Origin of the sequence: Cognatishimia sp. F0-27 (assembly GCF_020667845.1) — a bacterium.
In the GTDB taxonomy this organism is placed as follows: Bacteria; Pseudomonadota; Alphaproteobacteria; order Rhodobacterales; family Rhodobacteraceae; genus JAFMPQ01.
This window is the reverse complement of the sequence record NZ_JAFMPQ010000002.1, coordinates 120,714-138,601: the sequence shown is the minus strand read 5'-3', so window position 1 is coordinate 138,601 and position 17,888 is coordinate 120,714. Positions and strand designations below refer to the sequence as shown.

The following is a 17,888-nucleotide window of genomic DNA, read 5'->3' as shown; positions in this document are numbered from 1 at the left end:
GGCTCAATCCCTTTCAAAATCGCCGTTGGTGCGGCGGCGGTACACTTCAACGCGAGGGGCGCGGTAGACTTCGATGGTGACTGGCGCGTCGTCGCTCGACCCGGTCGAGGCAGAGGCAGCGGGTGCGGCGGGTGATGCGGAGCGCGCGACCGGGGTGTAGTCGGGCAGCGGTCTGGACTGACCGGCCCGCGCAGCGGCGATTTCAAACTCCTTGAGCATCGCCTTGATATCGTCTTGTCGCGCCTCCGCCGCGGCCATCGGAGCGGCCTTGACCTTGGGCGCCGATTTCGCCGTCTCGCCGGCCTTCGCAACAAGATCGCTCAGATCCATCCCGACAAGCACATCCGCCGATTGCCGCCTGCGCGACGGCGGGCGCACAGTCACCTTGGTGAGCGTCTCCTTTTCCGATGACGGCGGCGGGCTATGCGTCGCAGGCGCTGCTGCGCCGCCGCCACCGAGATAGGCGGCCTGCACCGCGGGATCCGTCATCAGCGCTTTCGCCTCACCTTCATGAACGATCCGAGTGTTTTCCAGCAAGTACCCCCGATCGGCAATGGCAAGGCTTTGCTTGGCATTCTGCTCGACCATCAGAATGCCAATCCCAAGCGCGCGAACCTGCTTCAAATTCTGGAACAATTCCTTGCAAAGCAGCGGCGAGAGACCCAGCGACGGTTCGTCCAGAGTCAGGATTTGCGGTGAGGACATCATGGCGCGACCAATGGCGACCATCTGCTGCTCCCCCCCGGACATGGTGCGCGCGACCTGTCTTCGGCGTTCGATCAACTTGGGAAACAGCGCAAAAACACGATCGAGGTTGGCCTGTTCGTCCCCCTTGGCCCGTTCGGGATAGGCACCCAGTTTCAGGTTTTCCTCGACGGTCAGATCCCCAAAGATGCCGCGACCTTCTGGAACAAGAGCGATGCCTTCCTCGACAATGCGATCTGCGGGAAGACTGTCCAGTTGGTGCCCGTCCAGAGTGACAGAGCCGCGCACCTTGCCTTCGCAGATCCCCGAGACCGCCTTGAGAAGCGTCGATTTGCCTGCGCCGTTTGCGCCGAGGATCACGACGATCTCGCCGGGGTTGACGCGCAGCGTTGCGCCCTCCAACGCCTGGTGTTTGCCGTAGGCCACGCTCAGATCACGGATTTCAAGCATCGTCATCCCCCAGATAGGCCCGGATCACTTCCGGATCTGAAAGCACCTGTGACGGCGTGCCTTCCGCGATTTTTGCGCCCGAAGACATGACCACACAGTAGTCGCAGAGCGACCGGATGGCGTCCATCACATGTTCCACAAGTACAATGGTGCGGCCTTCGTCGCGCAGCGAGTGGATCAGATCGATCCCGACCTGCAATTCCGTGGGGTTCAGCCCGGCAAGCCACTCGTCAAGGAGCAACACCGTCGGGTCGGAGGCCAGCGCCCGCGCCAGCTCGACCCGCTTGGTATCGATATATGTCAGCTGTCCGACGGCCATATTGCCTTTGCCAACAAGGCCCACCCGTTCCACCAGCCGGGCCGCTTCCTGCCTGGCCTCGGCGCCCCAGCGACGGCGATGGCCGAACACGGCACCGGCAATGATATTCTGCTCCACCGTCATCGACGGCAGAAGCCGCACAAGCTGAAACGTGCGGGATATACCGCGCCTGGCAATCTTGTCGGCGCGCAGCCCGCTGATGGTGCTGCCCCGCAGATGGATTTCGCCTTCGGTCAGGGGCAGGGCTCCGGAGATCAAGTTGAGGGTCGTCGACTTGCCAGAGCCGTTCGGTCCGATCAGCCCGACCACCTGGCCCGGGCGCACCTGGAAATCGATGGTGTTGACCGCGATCAGACCGCCAAAACGTTTGGTGACCCCGCGCAGGGACAGGACAGCTTCGCTCATGTCAGCCCCTCCCGGCTTCGGGACCAATCGCGCATCTGTTCTATCAGCCCCGCAAACCCGCGCGGAATGAAATAGACGATGACAAGGAAGACGATCCCGATGAACAGCGTCACCTGGTTCGGGAAATTGGCCGATATCGTCTCAAGGATGATCGTAAACGGGATGACACCCACAATCGGCCCCCAAAGGCGGTGCACCCCGCCCAGAAGCGCCATGATCACCACCTGGAATGACAGCAGGGGGGTAAAGGCCAGCGCGGGTTCGATATAGACATACCGCGGTGCGAGGATCGCCCCGGTCATGGCGGCGACAGCGCCGGAGACCATAAAGAGCAGCACCTTGGCCAGCGCCGTATTGATGCCGGAATGGGCCGCAACGGTCTCATCATCCCCGATGATGCGCAGCGCAAAGCCCAGTCGCGAGCGATTGATCAGCCAACCGACAAGAAAGACCGCCGCGCCCAGCGCGACAAGCATCTGATAGAGGTTGGCTTCGGTAAAATCCGTCAGGACATACAGGCCTTTCTGGCCGGTCATGTTCTGCCCCCAGGTGATGACCTGCCGGACGAGTTCAGCCAGTCCAAGGGTGAAAATCACGAAATAGACCCCTGACAAGCGCAGGGTTGCCAGACCCACAAGCGCGGCCAGACCCGCGCCCAGAACGCCTGCCAGCCCAATCAGCACCCAGAATGGCAGCGTTTCGATACCCAATCCGGCCGTATAGGTTCCCAGACCGAAGAATGCTGCCGTGGCGAGCGAGATGTAATGTGTGGGCCCGGAAAACAGCGCCCATGATGTGGCCAGCACCGTGAACATCGCGATCGTGATGCCGAGCGACAGAAGATAGTCGGATCCGTAATACGGCAACGCCCCGGCAATCAGCAGCAGGATCGTTGCAACGATGACGCCTTGAAGTTCCTTGCCGGCAATCATGTCGGTTTTCTTCCGAACAGGCCCTGCGGTCTGAACAACAGGACGAGGATGAACAACGTATAGGCCGCGGCCAGCGTCAGCCCCGGATCGATCAACGAGGCGACAAGCGTTTCCACCACGCCCAGGAGCAGCGCTGCAATGATCGTGCCACGCACATCGCCGACCCCGCCCATGATGACGATGATCAGCGCTTTCAGCGTGAAGGCGACGCCCGCGGACGCATCCAGGGTCAAGAATGACGAAATGAGCGCGCCACCCACCGCAGTGATGGCACCGCCCAAAGCAAAGGCGATCGCCGCGCGCTGGCGCACGTTGATGCCCGCCAAGCGCGCGCTTTCCGGCGACACGGCGATTGCACGAAGTGACAGACCGGTCCGCGAATAGGTGATCCAGGCATAAAGAATGGCGCAGATGACAACAGCCGCAAGAAACGCCACAACCCGGTTCTGGGCATAGGTATCGCCCATGATCGTCACCGGCACGGCAAGGAAGGAATAGTTGAAGTAATCGCCGCCGAAAAAGGCCAGCATGAGTCCCACGGCGATAAAGGACATCCCGAACGTGGCCAGAATGCTGTCGACTTCAAGCTGGCCCCGGCTTTTGGCACGGCGCACCAGCGGTTCCAGCATGATCCTGTAGATCAGCCAATTCGCAGCAAAGGCCACCGGCGCAACGATAAAGATCGTCAGAAGCGGGCTGATGTTTCCGGCGGTATAGAACCAGAACGCGGTGAAGCCACCGGCCACCAGCATTTCGCCATTGGCAAGATTCATGATCCGCGCCACGCCGTATTGCAGGTTCAGCCCCATGGCGATCAGCGCGTAGGTGCCGCCGAGGAGGAGCCCGATAATGACGATGTCCATTGAAATTCTGCCCTTCATCTGGCCCCAGCCCGAAGGCCGGGGCCATGTTCCAAGGTTTTACGCCCAGCCTTGCTTCAGTTGCACGGCTTTCGCGCCCTCGCGTCCGGTCTCGCCGACGCCCTGATAGACGCCGTCTTGCCACTGACCGACGGTCCAGAACCGCTCGTTGAAATTGTTGGCGTTGAAGCTCATGTCACCGAGCACAGTGTCAAATGTCGTGGCTTTGACGTGTTCGGTCACGCCTTCGCGGTCGAGGCCGACAGCGGCAATGGACTGCTCCAGGATCTGCAGCGATGCATAGGTCGTGGCAGAGGCCCAGCCATCCGGGGCGCTGCCGGTCACATCCATATGCGCGGCGGCATAGGCCTTGAACTTTTCGTCGTCCGGGTTCGAACCGCCGGCACCAAGAATGCCGTTTGCGGCCGCCCCGAAGCGGTTGCCGAAGGCCGGGAAACAGGTTGCAACGGCGGTGTAATAGGCCTCCACCTGAAGGTCTTCGATGATCGCCTGTTCGGTCAGCCCGAACGTGTCCGGCGGATAGGACCATGCCACAAACGCGTTTGGCTGCGCGGCTTTCGCCGCTTTCATGACGGGCGACAGATCCTGCGTGCCCAGCGGATACGAGGTGTCGTAGACAATGTCGAAGCCAGCGGCCTCAAACAACGGTCTGGCGGCGGCGGCCAATTCGATGCCGAAGGCGTCGGCCACATTGACCATGGCGATCTTGTTGCCGGTCAGCGTGCCGGCATTTTGCATCCCCTTCAGCACGTCGACAACGCCGCTCACAAAGGCCGTCGTGGAGCCAAGCAAAAAGAACATGCCGTTGAACTTGCTGGACAGGTCTTCGATTTGATCCGTGATCGCGGAGACGGCAAGCTGCGGATATTTGTAGCGATCGAACAGCGGCGCAGCCGCGATGTTGAAGCCGGTACCGTAGGGGGCAATGATGAAATCGGCGTTGTCCTGCGTTGCCAGACGCTGAACCGCCTTGATCGTTTCGCCGGGATTGGTCTGATCGTCATATTCGATGACCTCGACCATCTTCTGACCGCCATCAACCATCAGGCCGCCTTTGGCATTCACCTGATTGGCCCAAAGCGCCACGTTCGGCCATTGCGTCACGGTTGCACCACCCGCGAGGGGGCCGGTTTTCGGTGCGACTGCCCCGATCTTGACCACATCGGATTGCGCGAGCGCAAGGCGCGGCGCGGCAAGGCTCGCGGCGGCGGCTGCCCCAAGCGTCAACGCGGTTCTACGTTTCATCATCATGCTTCTTTCCTCCCAAGGTTGAGCAATTCTTCGACGTCATTGGCCTGAAGATCGTTGTGCTGCGAAAGCCAGCGGATTTCGGTGAATTCATCCAGCGCGGCCGTCCCTCCGAACCGGCCATATCCGCTGGATTTCATGCCACCGAACGGCATCGTAGGATCATCGAAGACGGTCGGCCCGTTGATCTGGCAGATACCGGTTTCAAGCCGGTCCGCGACTGCTGCGCATCGGTCGGGATCCCGGCTGAACACAGCAGAGGCCAGACCGAATTCTGTATCGTTGGCAACCGAGATCGCCTCCTCGACATCCCGAACCCGAATGACCGATGCAACGGGCCCGAAGCTTTCCTCGAGATAGATGCGCATGTTGGGCGTGATGTGATCAAGCACGGCAGGTTGCATCACAGCCCCGGAGACTTCCCCGCCCATCCGCAGGGTTGCCCCGAGCGCGACGGCGTCGTCGATCAGGCCGGAGACGCGGCGGGCCGCTTCTTCGTTGACGAGCCGGCCGAGCGGGGCGGTTTCGTCGCGGGGATCGGCGGCATGCAACGCGCGGGTCTTGGAAACCAGCTTGTCCACAAAGGCATCGGCCACGGCGTCGAGCACGATGATCCGCTCTGTCGACATGCAAACCTGGCCCTGGTTGAAAAACGCGCCCGTCATGGCCGCCGCGGCGGCAAGATCGAGATCGGCATCGTCGAGCACGATGAGCGGCGCCTTGCCACTGAGTTCAAGCAGACAGCGCTTCAGAACCTGCGCCGCCTCGATCGCAACCATCTGCCCAACCCGTGTCGAGCCGGTAAAGTTGATCCTGCGGATGGTTGGATGGCGGATGAGCGCACGCGCCACGTCGAAACTCTCGTCAGGGCCATTGGTCACCACGGTGACGACATCCTTCGGGAGCCCGGCCCGGGTGAAGAGGTCGACAATCAATTGATGGGTTCTCGGGCAATGCTCGGAGGCTTTCAGAACGACCGAATTGCCACAAGCGACGGGCGCCGCCATCGCGCGCGCGGCAAGTGCGACGGGCGCGTTCCAAGGCACGAACCCGAGAACGACTCCAACGGCCTGACGTCTCACGATCGAGCGACGCCCGTCGGGATGGTCCACCGTCTGGTCATCGAGGAGCGGCACGAGATCACAGGCTTGAAGCAGGATTTTCTTGGCGACCGCGATATTGAAATCCGTCCACTGCGGTGCCGCGCCAACCTCCAGCGCGGCGATTTCAACAAGTGTCGGGCGCTCCTGCTCCAGAATGTCTGCCATGGACCGCAGCAAGTCGACGCGCTCTGCCCGCGTTGTTTTGGACCAGGACCAGAACGCCCGGGCCGCTGAATTTGCGGCTTCGTCCGCCGCGCGGCATGCCGATGACTGGCCCCCTATGGCCTCATGCATATCTCTGGCAGAGCGTTGTTGAAGCAATGCGCCGTTCCCCCCGGGACAAGACGCCGTCGACCGTCTTTCCCCCCTGGCAGGCTATAATGAAGCGTTGCAGGGGCAAAAAAATGCGAAAAACTGGTCATATCATTTCAAAAACTGGTAGAATGGCGCAACCATGAGGCTTTTGCCGTGACTCAGATCGACAGTCATTTCTTTTTCGACAGGTTGGAAAGTGGCTTGCAGGACCGCATTGTGGTGGCCCCGCGGGCTCCAACACATCGGTGGTGGCAAATCGTCTATGTCCGATCCGGCGCCGCAAGGATCCTACGCTCGGACATGGAAGACCCGACAAGCGCCAATGTTTTGGAAGCACCCGCTCTGGTGTGTCTGCCGGACGATGCGCGACAGCGGATCAAACTCCTTGCGGGGTCTTCAGGCGCCCACCTGGCAATCGATGGGCTCGCGATGGCCAACGTTCTGGGAAACCGTCCAGAGGCGGTCGAACTGCGCGTGATGCTGCGCGAACCGATTGCGCTGCCGCTTGGGGAGTTTCCGGAGCAGGACCTACAGATCACCCAAGCGGTGCATACCATCGGCCTCGAAGCGCAACGGCGCGCACCGGGACGCCTCGTCATCATCGAGGCGCAGCTGCGCTGTCTTCTGATCCACCTGTGGCGGCACAGCTACGATGCCGATGCCGTGCCGGTCGAAAGTGGCCCGCGCAACAATGTTCTTTGGCGCTTCCGGCAATTGGTCGAGATCAACTTCCGCAGCAGATGGCGCGTGACGGATTACGCGAACGCGCTTGGCACCACGACTGACCGTCTGCACAACATGACCACGCAGCAGTTGAAGCGCACACCGCTCCAGTTGATTCACGAGCGCACACATCGTGAAGCCAAAGCGCTCCTCACGCGATCGAACATGACGCTCGATCAGATCGCCGCCTACCTTGGTTTCAAGGCATCGGCCCAGTTCAGTGCTTTTTTCCGCAAGCTGGAAGGTGTGCCACCGGGTCAGTTTCGACTTGACGACGCCGTCCGGCAAGCGGAACCCGTGATCGAACAGACCGCCAATTTTACCGACTGGCCCTGACGCGGGAACCGGCCCGTTGTCATGGCCTCGTCAATTCCGCACGACATCATGGGATTTGCCGTCAAACCCATCTCCGTCTGGATTGCACAAACACCGTCGGCGCCCGCTGCAAAGTATCGGGACGCAGTCATATGACCTCGAAAATCTCCGTCAGACGGGTCAATCACGACCCGAAATGCCACGATTCCCAGCCTCAATACAGGTCCAGCTCGTTCTCAGGACCTCTACAAACCTGACTCCTGCCGACAAAGGTCTGCTCCGATCATATTAAGGCCACGCATATGTGCGGAACCGGGCTGTCGATGGCGCTGATCGCATGGCCCCCACCATAGATCCCGGACATTGAGTGGATCGGATAGCGCGGCGCGGTTCCGCGTGCACCGCACCGGCATCTGCCCAAAGCGCAGCATGCGGCACCGGCCGCGCAGCCTCGGTGAAACCGTGGACATGACCGTCCGGAAATCCAAATGTCGAAAGGTATATTCTGGTTATTATCTTCTTGTGGTGATTTTCCAAATGTGGTCGGCTCGCTGGGCAAAATGGTTCCCCGTTAAGGATTGTCATGCGCCGTGCAATCGCTCTAGCAGTCTTCCTCTGCCACCTTCTTCCGCTCTCCGCCCTGGCTCAGGACGCCGAGGATTATGACCAGCTCGTAGCCGGTGCGCAGATCAGTGACGGACCGGTTCAGATCTTGACCAAGGACGCGCAGCATTACCTGTCGCTCCCTCCGGACGTCTTTGACCGGACGCTTGTGTGGTCCGCGGAGGTGGCGCGCTATCCTGCCGACGCGATTTCCTTGTTCGGAACAGAGATTGCGACCCGCGCGATCACGTTGGAACGGCAGGGACAGCGCGTCTTTGTGCGGTCCCTGTCTTCCGGGTCGATCCGCACAAGCGGCACGGCGGATTTCCCGACCGCTGACCTGAAAATGACCCCGATCGACATCGCGTTTGCCAACGCGCAGATTGGCCCCATCCTTCTCGCGTTCGATATTCTGGCAGAAAGCGCAGACGGGCGGATCCTGCTGGATGCGACGGGGCCTTTCACGTCAGACATTGCCGACTATTCGGTCAAGGCACAGCTGGCCACCACCGGGATGACCCCGATCGCGGTTGATCCCACGCGGTCCTACATCGCCCGCGCCTCTGCCCATCCGACGAATATCTTCCTCGTCTCGCATCTGACATTCATGGCCCAGGATCTGGCGGGGCAGGATCGTGCGCTATCGGTCGAGGTCGCCCATACGATCACGCTCCTGCCGGAAGAGCCGATGGAGCGCAGGCTGTTTGACCCGCGCGTGGGGTATTTCGCGACCGAAGTGCTCGAATTCGAGGGTGCGGACGGCTCCGCCGCCGGGGTGCGCCAACTGGCTTTGCGGCACCGTCTTACCCATGCCGATCCCGAAGCCCCGCGCCCATCCGACCCGGTGGCGCCGCTGGTCTATTACCTGTCGCCTGAAATTCCGGAACGATGGCGCCCTTACGTGCGTGCGGCCATCGAGGACTGGCAACCGGCCTTCGAGGCCGCCGGGTTTTCCAATGCCATCGTGGCGCGTGACGCGCCGACGCCGGATGAGGATCCGGACTGGTCGGTCAACGACGCGGGCAACAATGTCATCCGCTGGATCACGCAGCCGATTGCCAATGCGCTCGGGCCAAATGTCCACGATCCCCGCACGGGCGAGATCATTTCGGCGCATATCCTTGTCTGGCCGGACGTGTTGAACGTTTTTTCGGATTACTACTACCTGCTGATGTCGGATCTCGATTCCCGGGCACAATCGCTGCCGCTGCCGGAAGCGCTGCAGGGCCGCATCCTGCGCTACGCGGTCAGCCACGAGGTCGGCCATACGCTCGGGTTGCGCCACAACCATCACGCATCGACCGCGTGGAGCACCGATCAACTGCGCGACGCTGCCTTTGTGGCCGAGCATGGCTCGACATCCTCTATCATGGCTTACGGGCGCTACAACTATGTTGCGCGGCCCGAAGACGGGATCGACCAGTTCTTTCCGCTGATCAGCGCCTATGACAGCCACGCGATTGCCTGGGGCTACACGCCCGGTCTCGACGAGGATGCGCTGGAAGCGCTGGCCGCGCAAGCCACCGAGCAGCCAGAGCTTGTCTGGGGGGCCGGGGAGATGCCCTCCGAAGCGCTTGGACATTTCGACCCGGCGATCCTGTCGGAGAATATCGGCGCGGATCGGATCGAAGCCACCCGCGCCGGCATGGCTGCCCTGCAAAGCGCGTTATCGCGCTTGCCGGACGCCGTCGCGCCATCGCCTGAGAGGGGCGAAACCATGGGGCGTGTCTTTGACCAGGCCAAGGAACGGTATCTCGGATTTGCCGACAGCGTGGCCCAGATGATCGGCGGGTTGGAATCGACTGCCTCGGACGGCATCCCGACATCCTATGTCAGCGTCGCGGATCAGAAAGCCGCCCTGACATACCTCATGTCCGAGGGGGTCTCCGGGCTGGACATGTTTGCCGATCCGGTCCTGCTGGCGGAATTCAGGCCGGTCGGCGGTCTCGAAGGGGCCGATCTCATGGCGCGCAGGCTGGTGTCGGACGTGCTGGACCCGGCCCGGATCCGGCTCGTCTATACTCAGAACATGCTTCAGCCGGAGCGGGATTTCGGTGTGGCCGAGATGCTCGCCACGATTACCGACGCGTTCCTGCGCGATGCCACGACGATCGAGGACATGGCGTCCCCAAAACGCGCCGCATTGAGCGAATATGTCGGCCTGCTGACAACGCTGCCGCTCTACGAAGGCGATCCATCCGCCGCGATGCTTGGCCTGCTCGGGTTCCCGCAAGGGGTTGTCGATCTGGGCGCCGCGGGCCTGACCGACACCGGCCTTGACGCCGCCGCCGCGACGGAGCTTGAGCGCCTTGTAGAGGCGCTGGCCCCGGAGGAAGACGGGTTCGCCACCCGGCTCTTCAAGGATGTCGAACGCCTGCTCGGGATGGATCCCGACGCCGACGACGCCAACACAGACCCGCAGCCCGGAGACGCAGACCGTTGAAACCAACCCTTGTCATGACCGCAGGTCTTCTGCTCGCCGCGTGCAGCACGCCACAATCGAGCGAGGACACGTTGCGAAAGCATGGGTATTCGGCCGCCTATGTCGCCGGATACCACGACGGATGCCCAAGCGGAAAACGGGCGGGCGGAGACAGCTTCGCGCAGCGCACGCAAGACGCCTCGGCCTATGCCGCCGGTGGCGATTATGCGACGGGCTGGAAATACGGCTTCATTCACTGCCGCGACGCCGAGGCCCAGAACGAGGCCATTGCCGGGGCGGTTGGCGCCGCAATCGCCTCTGGCATCGGCCGCGACCATGGCGCCGATGGTGTCGATGCGCGCAAAATCCTGTCCGGGATCGACACGTCGGGTCTGGAAACACTTGGTCAATAGGAGACAGCAATGAACCCTTTCCTCAACACCCTTTGCATCGGCGGCATCGCCGTTCTGGCGACAGCACATCCTGTTCTGGCGTTTGATCGTGAAACAACCGAGGCTCTGAAAGCGTGCCATGACTACCTTTGGGAGGTACCGGAATTCGCCGAACTGCCAAACGCGGCGCTGTCGGTCTGGCCCGCGTCCTCCGATAACGGGGTGACAAAGGTTTACTGGGTGGTGGATTGGACCGACCCGGAATTGCGCGCCGCCGGTCAGTGCGAATATGCCGGCGATGAAGTCATCGGGTATGAACGGTTCTGATCGCTACGACCGTCCCGAGGAGTGGATCGCGCGGGCTCCGGTCGCGGCCATCTATCTGTTCAACCTGGCCCCAAACGCCTTGCGAATTGGCCTCCTCCCCCGGATCACCGCCGGTATCGGGCTACCCGGAGCCGGTGGTAACACGCCATCAAACGCTGGTCTGCGGGGTTTTGCGCCATGAAACGGATCGTGGCGGGCGTGCTCTGTGCCGGGATCGGCGCCGCAATCGCCTTCGTCTTTGTGAAAAGCGCGATAATCGACGTGGTGCGCGACCCGCCCCGCGCCCTTGAGCCGCGCTTGCGGCAAGCGGCGGAAACCGCAACGCCCGACGAGATCCGCCGCGCCTTGCGCGCAGCCGGTTTGAACGAAACACCGGTGTTGGGCGATACCGGCGTGACCGCGCATATGGCACGTCTGGATCAAGGGCAGATCAGCGCGGAAGCGCTCCTGGACTATGCCGAGGACCTCGCTACCCTGTCACGCCTGTCCGCCGCACAAGGCAAGGCCATTCCCGGTGCGTTCTGGGACGTGGAAACACCTGCCTTGACCCGAGATGGCTGGACCCCCTACGCGATCGTTGCGCATCTCGCAGATGACCGCGGCAAGCCCTATCTCGACCTGCTCTCGCAGGCCTATGCACGGTTTTACGACTACCGCGCCGGGGGCAATCCGGACGACACAGCCCTCGATGCGGCTTTCGACATTCTGGATCAATCGCACAGCTATATCCTGTCCCTGCCGGAAGCGCGGCGACTGCAACATGGCCCCAAGCTGCGCTCCGTCGAGGCGGCGACATTGATGGCATGGCAAACCCTCGTGGCGGGCACCACACGCCGCATCCCCGGTCTGGCTCAACCGGCCTTCGATCATGGGTTTGTCGGGCGGTTCAGCGTCAAGACGATCTATCAATATGAGTTGGGCAAACCGATGTCGATTGGCGAGGTCTGGGGGGTCAGCGGGTTCAAACCACGGTTTGTCGGGCCGCCCGAAAACAACAACCAGATCGAGCATCTGACCATCAGCACGCTGCTTCAGGCCGTCGCCGGAACGCCCGCGACCCTGCTCGATGCCCTCGAACTTGAAAAGGCCGCCGCCGGTCAATCAAGCCGCGGCGAGGCCCGGGCCGATATCACGCTCAACAACGCGGTGCACAGCCATTTCCTCCCGGCGCTGTCTGACAATTTTGAAACGGCGGCGCGTGCGCTCAAATCTGCCTTGCGCGAGTGACCGGCACGGCGCCTGCCGGTTTGTCGGGTCGCGGGCACTGATGCATGACACCCCATCTTGGTCCGGCGTCGGTGCTCCGGTCGAGCGGTTCATCCCCGCCGCGACGCGACGCCAAGGGCATTGCTGTGCCGGGTTTCCTGTCCAGAGAGGCCCGACAATCAGCGCTAGGCAGGTCGGCCCCCCCGAGATAACGTCGAACCGCAGACGATTTTACGGGACGATTTAGAATGACGATTTCAACACAGAATATTCGTGTCACATCCAATGATCAGAGCATCTGGAATGCTGGCGACGCAGCACAGGTCAATTGGGGCACCTATATTCCGATCCTCGGCGGCGAGGCCCGTCATTTCATCGTCACCGATGCCAGCACCACGCTGGGGCGCGTCACGTTTGAGGGCGACACCGTCACCTATGAGGCGGGCGATTCCTTCCCGCGCCTTCCGGTTGGCACTGTCCTTCCGGTTTCGATCACCGTGGACCTTGCCGAAATCGCGGATATCGGCGACCCGGACAGCCTGACCGGAGAGACGCGGCCCGGCGTGCTCCAGCAGGTCTATGTGCGTCAGGGCGAGGATGGGCCGGAAGTGGGAGAGACCGCCGATGGCGACTTTTCCGAAGGCGCCTTCACCTTCGACGCCGTGCCCACCGAATTGCGGCTCGACAGCCCCGATACGCTGGAAGAGCAGGTCTTGGACTTCGGCATAGATCTCGACCCGTCAGAGGATCTGGCCGGGGAGATCCAGGCGCTGCGCGACGATATCGCTGAGATCGATACCGAAATTGCTGCGCGCAGCGAAGAACTTCAGGACGCCATCGACCAGGCCGAAGACTCCGCCACGGAATTTGGCCTCAAGGCACAGGGCTTCCTGCTCAACACCGAAAAGCAGATCTATTCCGCGGCCGCCGACGCCGCCGAATTCGCAAGCGCGTCGCTCGACCTCGCCGCGGAATTTGCAGGCAGCCCCGCAGTTGTGCTCGACTCGCGGTTCTTGCCGGCCCTGACCACACGCGAAGTCTTCAAGGAAGTTCGCATCAACCAGATCAACGAGCTGAATGCCGTGCTTTCCTTCCGCAATGCCATCTTTGAAATCGTGCGGATTGCCGACAACAATGATGAGCTGGACGGGATCGTGCCCGACGGGGTCGTCGCCGAATTGCTGCGGATCGCCGGTGAGTTGAGTTTCATCCAGGAAAGCCCGCTTGATGAAGCCCTGGATCGTCTGACAGCAGACGGGCTGACCTATCAAGAGCTGAACAGTTTTGCGGGCGAAGGGACGCTCGACGGTCAGCTCAACGTGCTCAACAACCGCGTGGAGTTCACCGAAGGACAGATCAACGCGCTCGAGAGCACCGTCTCCGGCCTGATTGCAGCCTATCGCGATCCGACCGGCCTTCTGGGGCCTCTGAATGACGTGATCAGCACGGTGCTTGCCACGTCTGCGCAGGGCTTTGCGGGGTTGGCCGCCGAAGCACGTCAGGCAGAAGCTGGCACCGACCAGCGGATCGAGGAAAACAACGGCGCGCTGCGCGCCCAGGGCTTTGACACCCGCACGGATTTCTTCGGCACGGCAGAAGCCTTCGGAGATCTGGTGTCGGACAGCGCCGCCGTTGTTGGCGCCAGCGGAGCAGTGTTGCTTTCCGTGTCCGAACGTGCGGCGAAGCAGGCGCTTCTCGACGGAGCGGTGTTCATTGCCAACGGCAACCAGCTCACGGCACAGGTCACGGTCGATGCCAGCGCCGATGTGCAGGTCGGGCTCGAGGTCGAATTTCAACTCGATGGCGGCTCCATCGATACCAATCTCGACTATACGCTCACCTCAACCGCCGCCTTCGATCCGACAACCGACACCCTCACGCTCATCCCGACCGCGACAACGGCCACGACCGGCGACAGCGTGGCCTTCACCACCATCAGCCCCAATGCGAGCTTCTACGTCGGCCTGCTCTATGATTTCGGTGCCGAGCTGACCGCAACGCTGGATTTCTACGCCAAGGCGTTCAACGTCGAAATCTTCGATTCCGGAGGGCCGCAGGAATACACCACCGGGTTCCGCGAAACCGGGGTGCTGCCGCTGATCAGCATCGACACAGCCAATCTCCAAGACCTCGTGCTGCTGCCCAAGATCATCGGCGTGCCGAACCTCACGGATGTGATCGAGTTCAACGAGGACAACCAGTTCGAGGTGCCGCTTCAGGGCTGGGTCGGCGACGTGATCGAAGAGCTTGTCATCGGCGTGCCCAGCATCGAAACCGAAGGCCGCGCGGCCGCCTTTTCGGCGGACCCTTACACCGACAGCGATATCGGCGATCTGAGCGACCTCAAGGATGCGCTCATCAACCTTCTGCCCTCCGAATTCCGCTTCGGCGAGGCGATTGAAGCGCAGCTTGAATCCCAGGATCCCCCGTCCCCCACTGCGGTTGGTGAAGCCGACTGGACCGCTGTGCTGACCGCCATCGGCGATGCCATCGCAGAGGTTGAAGGCGGTGAATATGTCCCGATCTTCGAGCTGCGCCCCAAGGGCAACGACACCGCTCTGATCCATATCGACCAGGCCAATGATGCGCTCGACGGGCTCGATCTCGGTGACGTTGCGGAATTCGGCTTCTTTGTCTCGCAAGGCACCGGCAACGATTTTGCCCGCGTTCGCGTCGATGTGGACAACCTGATTGCCGTGATCATCGGCCAGATTGCGGGCGTTCCCCCCGAAGGCTCGATTGATCTGAACTTCTTCAACCAGGAACGCAGCCTCGAACAGGCCTTTGACGAGATCGACGATGCCGCGGTGCGCGATCTTCTGAAATCCTCGCTTCAGGCGGGCATCACCCTGACCATTGCCGATCTCGATCTGACCTCCGCTTGGCGCTTCGACCAGGACTTCGCGCTGCGGGTCGATGACATGGAGTTTCGGGTCACTTTCGAGGACGGCACAACACAGAGCTTTAACGCCAGCACCGCCGACCAGATCGTCATCGAAAACGCCAGCACCCTTGTCGACACTGATGGCAACGGCCAGATCGACTACACGATGCGGCTCACGCCCGTGGCCGAGCTTTTCAACGACACAGAACTGGCGCTGAACATGATGCTTGAGCTTGACCTGCTCAAGCTCGATCTCGAACTGGGGGCGGTGCTGCCCCTGTCGCAGATCCCCGGCCTTGGCTCCACCGCAGACATCACCGTGCTGGATGAAGAGCTAAAACTCGGGCCGTTGTTCCGGGCCTCCGCCGGCGGCGACATCCTGTCTATCGACATCTTCGAAGAGGCCATTCGCGGCTTTAACGCAGGCTTTGGCGAGGCCACCGGCGCGTTTGCCTTGCGCGCCGCGTCCCAAGGCCCGGACGACGTGGTCGGCAATGACAACAGCGAGACGATCGACGGTGGCGACGGCGATGACAGCCTGACAGGCAATGCCGGCGACGACACGGTGTTCGGCGGTGCGGGCGACGATCTGGCGATCTGGAACCCCGGCGACGGCAATGACGCCATCAATGGCGGCACCGGAAATGACCGGCTTGAGGTTAATGGCAGCGCGGATGCGGAGGGCGAGGCGCTGACGGTGGGGGCCGATGACGGCACCGTGCGCGTCAGCCGCGCGGGCGACAGCCCGTCAGAGCTTTCGGTGACCGAAGTCGAGACGCTCGAACTAAACACCGGCGGCGGCAATGATACCGTCACGGCCTCAGACGATCTCGCGGCGCTGATCGCGCTCGAAATGAATGGCGGCGATGGCGATGACAGCCTGACCGGCGGCGACGGGGACGACACGATAAACGGCGACACCGGGGCGGACACGCTCACCGGAGGCACAGGCAATGACGCCATCACCGGCGGCACCGGCGATGACAGCGGCGTGGGCCAGGGCGGCGCCGACACGCTTTCGGGCGGCGATGGTAACGATACGCTGCGCGGCGGTGCCGGGAACGATGCGCTCGATACCGGCACCGGCGACGACAGCGCCAATGGCGGTATCGGCTTCGACATCCTGACGGGCGGCGGCGGCGATGACCTGCTCGAAGGGGGCAACGGGTTCGATACGTTGAACGGAGGCGCGGGCAACGACACGCTGCTGGGCAATTTCGGCAACGACCTGCTGAATGGCGGTCTCGATGATGACACGCTCGAAGGCGGTCTGGGCTTCGATGTGCTCAACGGTGATGCCGGCAACGACTTCCTGCGCGCGCGCGACGGGTTCGACACGCTTTCGGGTGGCGACGGCAATGACAGCCTTGAGGGCAACAACGGCAACGACATGCTGGGCGGCGGCCTTGGCAATGACCTGCTCGAAGGCGGCTTTGGCACCGACACGATCAACGGCGGTGGCGGCGCCGATACGCTGCGTGGGTCCAACGGCTTTGATGTGCTCAACGGCGACGCAGGCGACGACCTGCTCGAAGGCAATTCCGGCAACGATACGATGGATGGCGGCGCGGGCAATGACACGCTGCGCGGTGGGCTCGGGGCGGATACGTTCATTTACACCGCGGGCGCGGATCGGATCCTCGACTTTCAGCCGGTCGATCAACTCCAGATCGCCGCGAGCCTTCTGAGCGAAGACACCCCGCTGCCGGATGATCTGCGTGGCTATGCAAGCCTTGATGCGGACGGGTTCCTCTTGCTTGATTTTGGCGATGGCAACACGCTGAGTCTGCGCGGCATCACCAACACCGGCGCGATACTCGACGATGTGAGTTTCGTCTGACGCCACAAGCCCGGGTCGGCGGCCGGAATTCAGCCCCGGCGTGGTCATGCGGTTATGCGACCCCGACTCTGCCTGTTCGAGCTGCACCCTGCTCGCGGCGCGACAGGCACTCTGCTCCCCCGCGCCGCGCTGAAGAGCGTGGCTCATGCGGGTCCGATGGCGCTCGCCGTGCAACACGTCATCCCGGAACCGGGTGTTGATGCGGTCGCAACAAGCTTTCGGCCTTTGCGACACTGGCTCGGCATAGACGGCCGTGATCCCATCCCGCAGCTTCTGGGCAAAGACCGCAAGGCCGTGGCAGGGTCGGACCACTTAGGGCGGCTCACGCAGCATGAACGGGTCGGACAGCGCATCCATCCGGTGCGGTGGGCTTGCAATTGATGCAGGGGGCACACTCTGACCGTCAGGCGATTTGTTACGCAAATCCGCCGAAAGACGCGATTGTGGCGCATGTGCCAGCCCGCGCTCTTCAGCAAAGCGGTCACCATCCAAAGCCCCGAGCGGCTTTGGTGGCCCGCCGGTCTGATCCGCCAGATGCCGTGACGGACCACCAAGATGGACGGAGTCAACGGTTTGGGATCAGGTTGCGGATCGAAAGGTCCCACGACCGTCGAGGAGCCGGGTTGAATACGACCCGCGCCCACATACGCATCTGATCTGTATTGGTGTCAGTGGTGAGCCGTGCAGGGTTCGAACCTGCGACCCACTGATTAAAAGTCAGTTGCTCTACCAACTGAGCTAACGGCCCACTAGGGGCGCTATCTAGAAAGAGCATCGCAGAGGGTCAAGCCAAAAATCCCACAATTTCATCGCAGGCG

General features: G+C 62.1%; 12 protein-coding genes and 1 tRNA gene. 6 read left to right on the top strand and 7 right to left on the bottom strand.

The genetic code is table 11. The features are described 5' to 3' along the window. Positions 1 to 3 precede the first annotated feature (3 nt). From J1C49_RS01810 to J1C49_RS01785, 6 genes are read right to left on the bottom strand one after another with little or no spacing between them, the layout of a single operon-like run. Complete coding sequence (locus tag J1C49_RS01810) at positions 4 to 1,155, bottom strand: ABC transporter ATP-binding protein (protein ID WP_227444083.1); 1,152 nt, start codon at positions 1,153 to 1,155, stop codon at positions 4 to 6. Beyond that, positions 1,148 to 1,879 (bottom strand): ABC transporter ATP-binding protein, encoded by a 732-nt coding sequence (locus J1C49_RS01805; protein WP_227444082.1) that lies wholly within the window; start codon positions 1,877 to 1,879, stop codon positions 1,148 to 1,150. Before J1C49_RS01805 ends, J1C49_RS01810 begins: the two co-directional genes overlap by 8 nt. Beyond that, on the bottom strand, positions 1,876 to 2,811 hold the full coding sequence (locus J1C49_RS01800; RefSeq protein WP_227444081.1) for a branched-chain amino acid ABC transporter permease: 936 nt from the start codon (positions 2,809 to 2,811) through the stop codon (positions 1,876 to 1,878). The genes J1C49_RS01805 and J1C49_RS01800 overlap by 4 nt, the downstream gene beginning before the upstream one ends. After that, complete coding sequence (locus tag J1C49_RS01795; RefSeq protein ID WP_227444080.1) at positions 2,808 to 3,674, bottom strand: branched-chain amino acid ABC transporter permease; 867 nt, start codon at positions 3,672 to 3,674, stop codon at positions 2,808 to 2,810. Before J1C49_RS01795 ends, J1C49_RS01800 begins: the two co-directional genes overlap by 4 nt. 57 nt (positions 3,675 to 3,731) lie before the next feature. After that, positions 3,732 to 4,937: an amino acid ABC transporter substrate-binding protein gene (locus J1C49_RS01790; protein WP_227444079.1), complete on the bottom strand. Its 1,206-nt coding sequence runs from the start codon at positions 4,935 to 4,937 to the stop codon at positions 3,732 to 3,734. Between the two features lie 2 nt (positions 4,938 to 4,939). Beyond that, positions 4,940 to 6,337, bottom strand: coding sequence for an aldehyde dehydrogenase family protein (locus J1C49_RS01785; protein WP_227444078.1), 1,398 nt, complete (start codon positions 6,335 to 6,337; stop codon positions 4,940 to 4,942). A 321-nt stretch (positions 6,338 to 6,658) separates the two neighbouring features. Between J1C49_RS01785 and J1C49_RS01780 the strand changes: the two genes are divergently transcribed. From J1C49_RS01780 to J1C49_RS01755, 6 genes are all read left to right on the top strand, one after another. After that, on the top strand, positions 6,659 to 7,417 hold the full coding sequence (locus tag J1C49_RS01780) for an AraC family transcriptional regulator (protein ID WP_227444077.1): 759 nt from the start codon (positions 6,659 to 6,661) through the stop codon (positions 7,415 to 7,417). Between the two features lie 562 nt (positions 7,418 to 7,979). Then, a complete protein-coding gene (locus tag J1C49_RS01775) occupies positions 7,980 to 10,442 on the top strand; it encodes a zinc-dependent metalloprotease (RefSeq protein WP_227444076.1) in 2,463 nt (820 codons plus the stop codon). Positions 10,443 to 10,456: 14 nt separating this feature from the next. Continuing rightward, complete coding sequence (locus J1C49_RS01770) at positions 10,457 to 10,834, top strand: hypothetical protein (protein ID WP_227444075.1); 378 nt, start codon at positions 10,457 to 10,459, stop codon at positions 10,832 to 10,834. Positions 10,835 to 10,843: 9 nt separating this feature from the next. Next, positions 10,844 to 11,140 carry a hypothetical protein gene (locus J1C49_RS01765; RefSeq protein ID WP_227444074.1) on the top strand — a complete coding sequence of 99 codons (297 nt, stop codon included), beginning with the start codon at positions 10,844 to 10,846 and terminating at the stop codon, positions 11,138 to 11,140. Between the two features lie 177 nt (positions 11,141 to 11,317). Beyond that, complete coding sequence (locus J1C49_RS01760; RefSeq protein ID WP_227444073.1) at positions 11,318 to 12,367, top strand: hypothetical protein; 1,050 nt, start codon at positions 11,318 to 11,320, stop codon at positions 12,365 to 12,367. A 227-nt stretch (positions 12,368 to 12,594) separates the two neighbouring features. After that, a complete protein-coding gene (locus J1C49_RS01755) occupies positions 12,595 to 17,070 on the top strand; it encodes a calcium-binding protein (protein ID WP_227444072.1) in 4,476 nt (1,491 codons plus the stop codon). A 672-nt stretch (positions 17,071 to 17,742) separates the two neighbouring features. Here J1C49_RS01755 and J1C49_RS01750 read toward each other — a convergent pair. Continuing rightward, a tRNA-Lys gene (locus J1C49_RS01750) sits at positions 17,743 to 17,818 on the bottom strand. Positions 17,819 to 17,888: the final 70 nt, after the last annotated feature.

Coding starts and splice junctions, on each gene's coding strand:
- J1C49_RS01810 (WP_227444083.1), bottom strand. CDS start 1,155: ATGCTTGAAATCCGTGATCTGAGCGTGGCCTACGGCAAACACCAGGCG.
- J1C49_RS01805 (WP_227444082.1), bottom strand. CDS start 1,879: ATGAGCGAAGCTGTCCTGTCCCTGCGCGGGGTCACCAAACGTTTTGGC.
- J1C49_RS01800 (WP_227444081.1), bottom strand. CDS start 2,811: ATGATTGCCGGCAAGGAACTTCAAGGCGTCATCGTTGCAACGATCCTG.
- J1C49_RS01795 (WP_227444080.1), bottom strand. CDS start 3,674: ATGGACATCGTCATTATCGGGCTCCTCCTCGGCGGCACCTACGCGCTG.
- J1C49_RS01790 (WP_227444079.1), bottom strand. CDS start 4,937: ATGAAACGTAGAACCGCGTTGACGCTTGGGGCAGCCGCCGCCGCGAGC.
- J1C49_RS01785 (WP_227444078.1), bottom strand. CDS start 6,337: ATGCATGAGGCCATAGGGGGCCAGTCATCGGCATGCCGCGCGGCGGAC.
- J1C49_RS01780 (WP_227444077.1), top strand. CDS start 6,659: ATGGAAGACCCGACAAGCGCCAATGTTTTGGAAGCACCCGCTCTGGTG.
- J1C49_RS01775 (WP_227444076.1), top strand. CDS start 7,980: ATGCGCCGTGCAATCGCTCTAGCAGTCTTCCTCTGCCACCTTCTTCCG.
- J1C49_RS01770 (WP_227444075.1), top strand. CDS start 10,457: ATGACCGCAGGTCTTCTGCTCGCCGCGTGCAGCACGCCACAATCGAGC.
- J1C49_RS01765 (WP_227444074.1), top strand. CDS start 10,844: ATGAACCCTTTCCTCAACACCCTTTGCATCGGCGGCATCGCCGTTCTG.
- J1C49_RS01760 (WP_227444073.1), top strand. CDS start 11,318: ATGAAACGGATCGTGGCGGGCGTGCTCTGTGCCGGGATCGGCGCCGCA.
- J1C49_RS01755 (WP_227444072.1), top strand. CDS start 12,595: ATGACGATTTCAACACAGAATATTCGTGTCACATCCAATGATCAGAGC.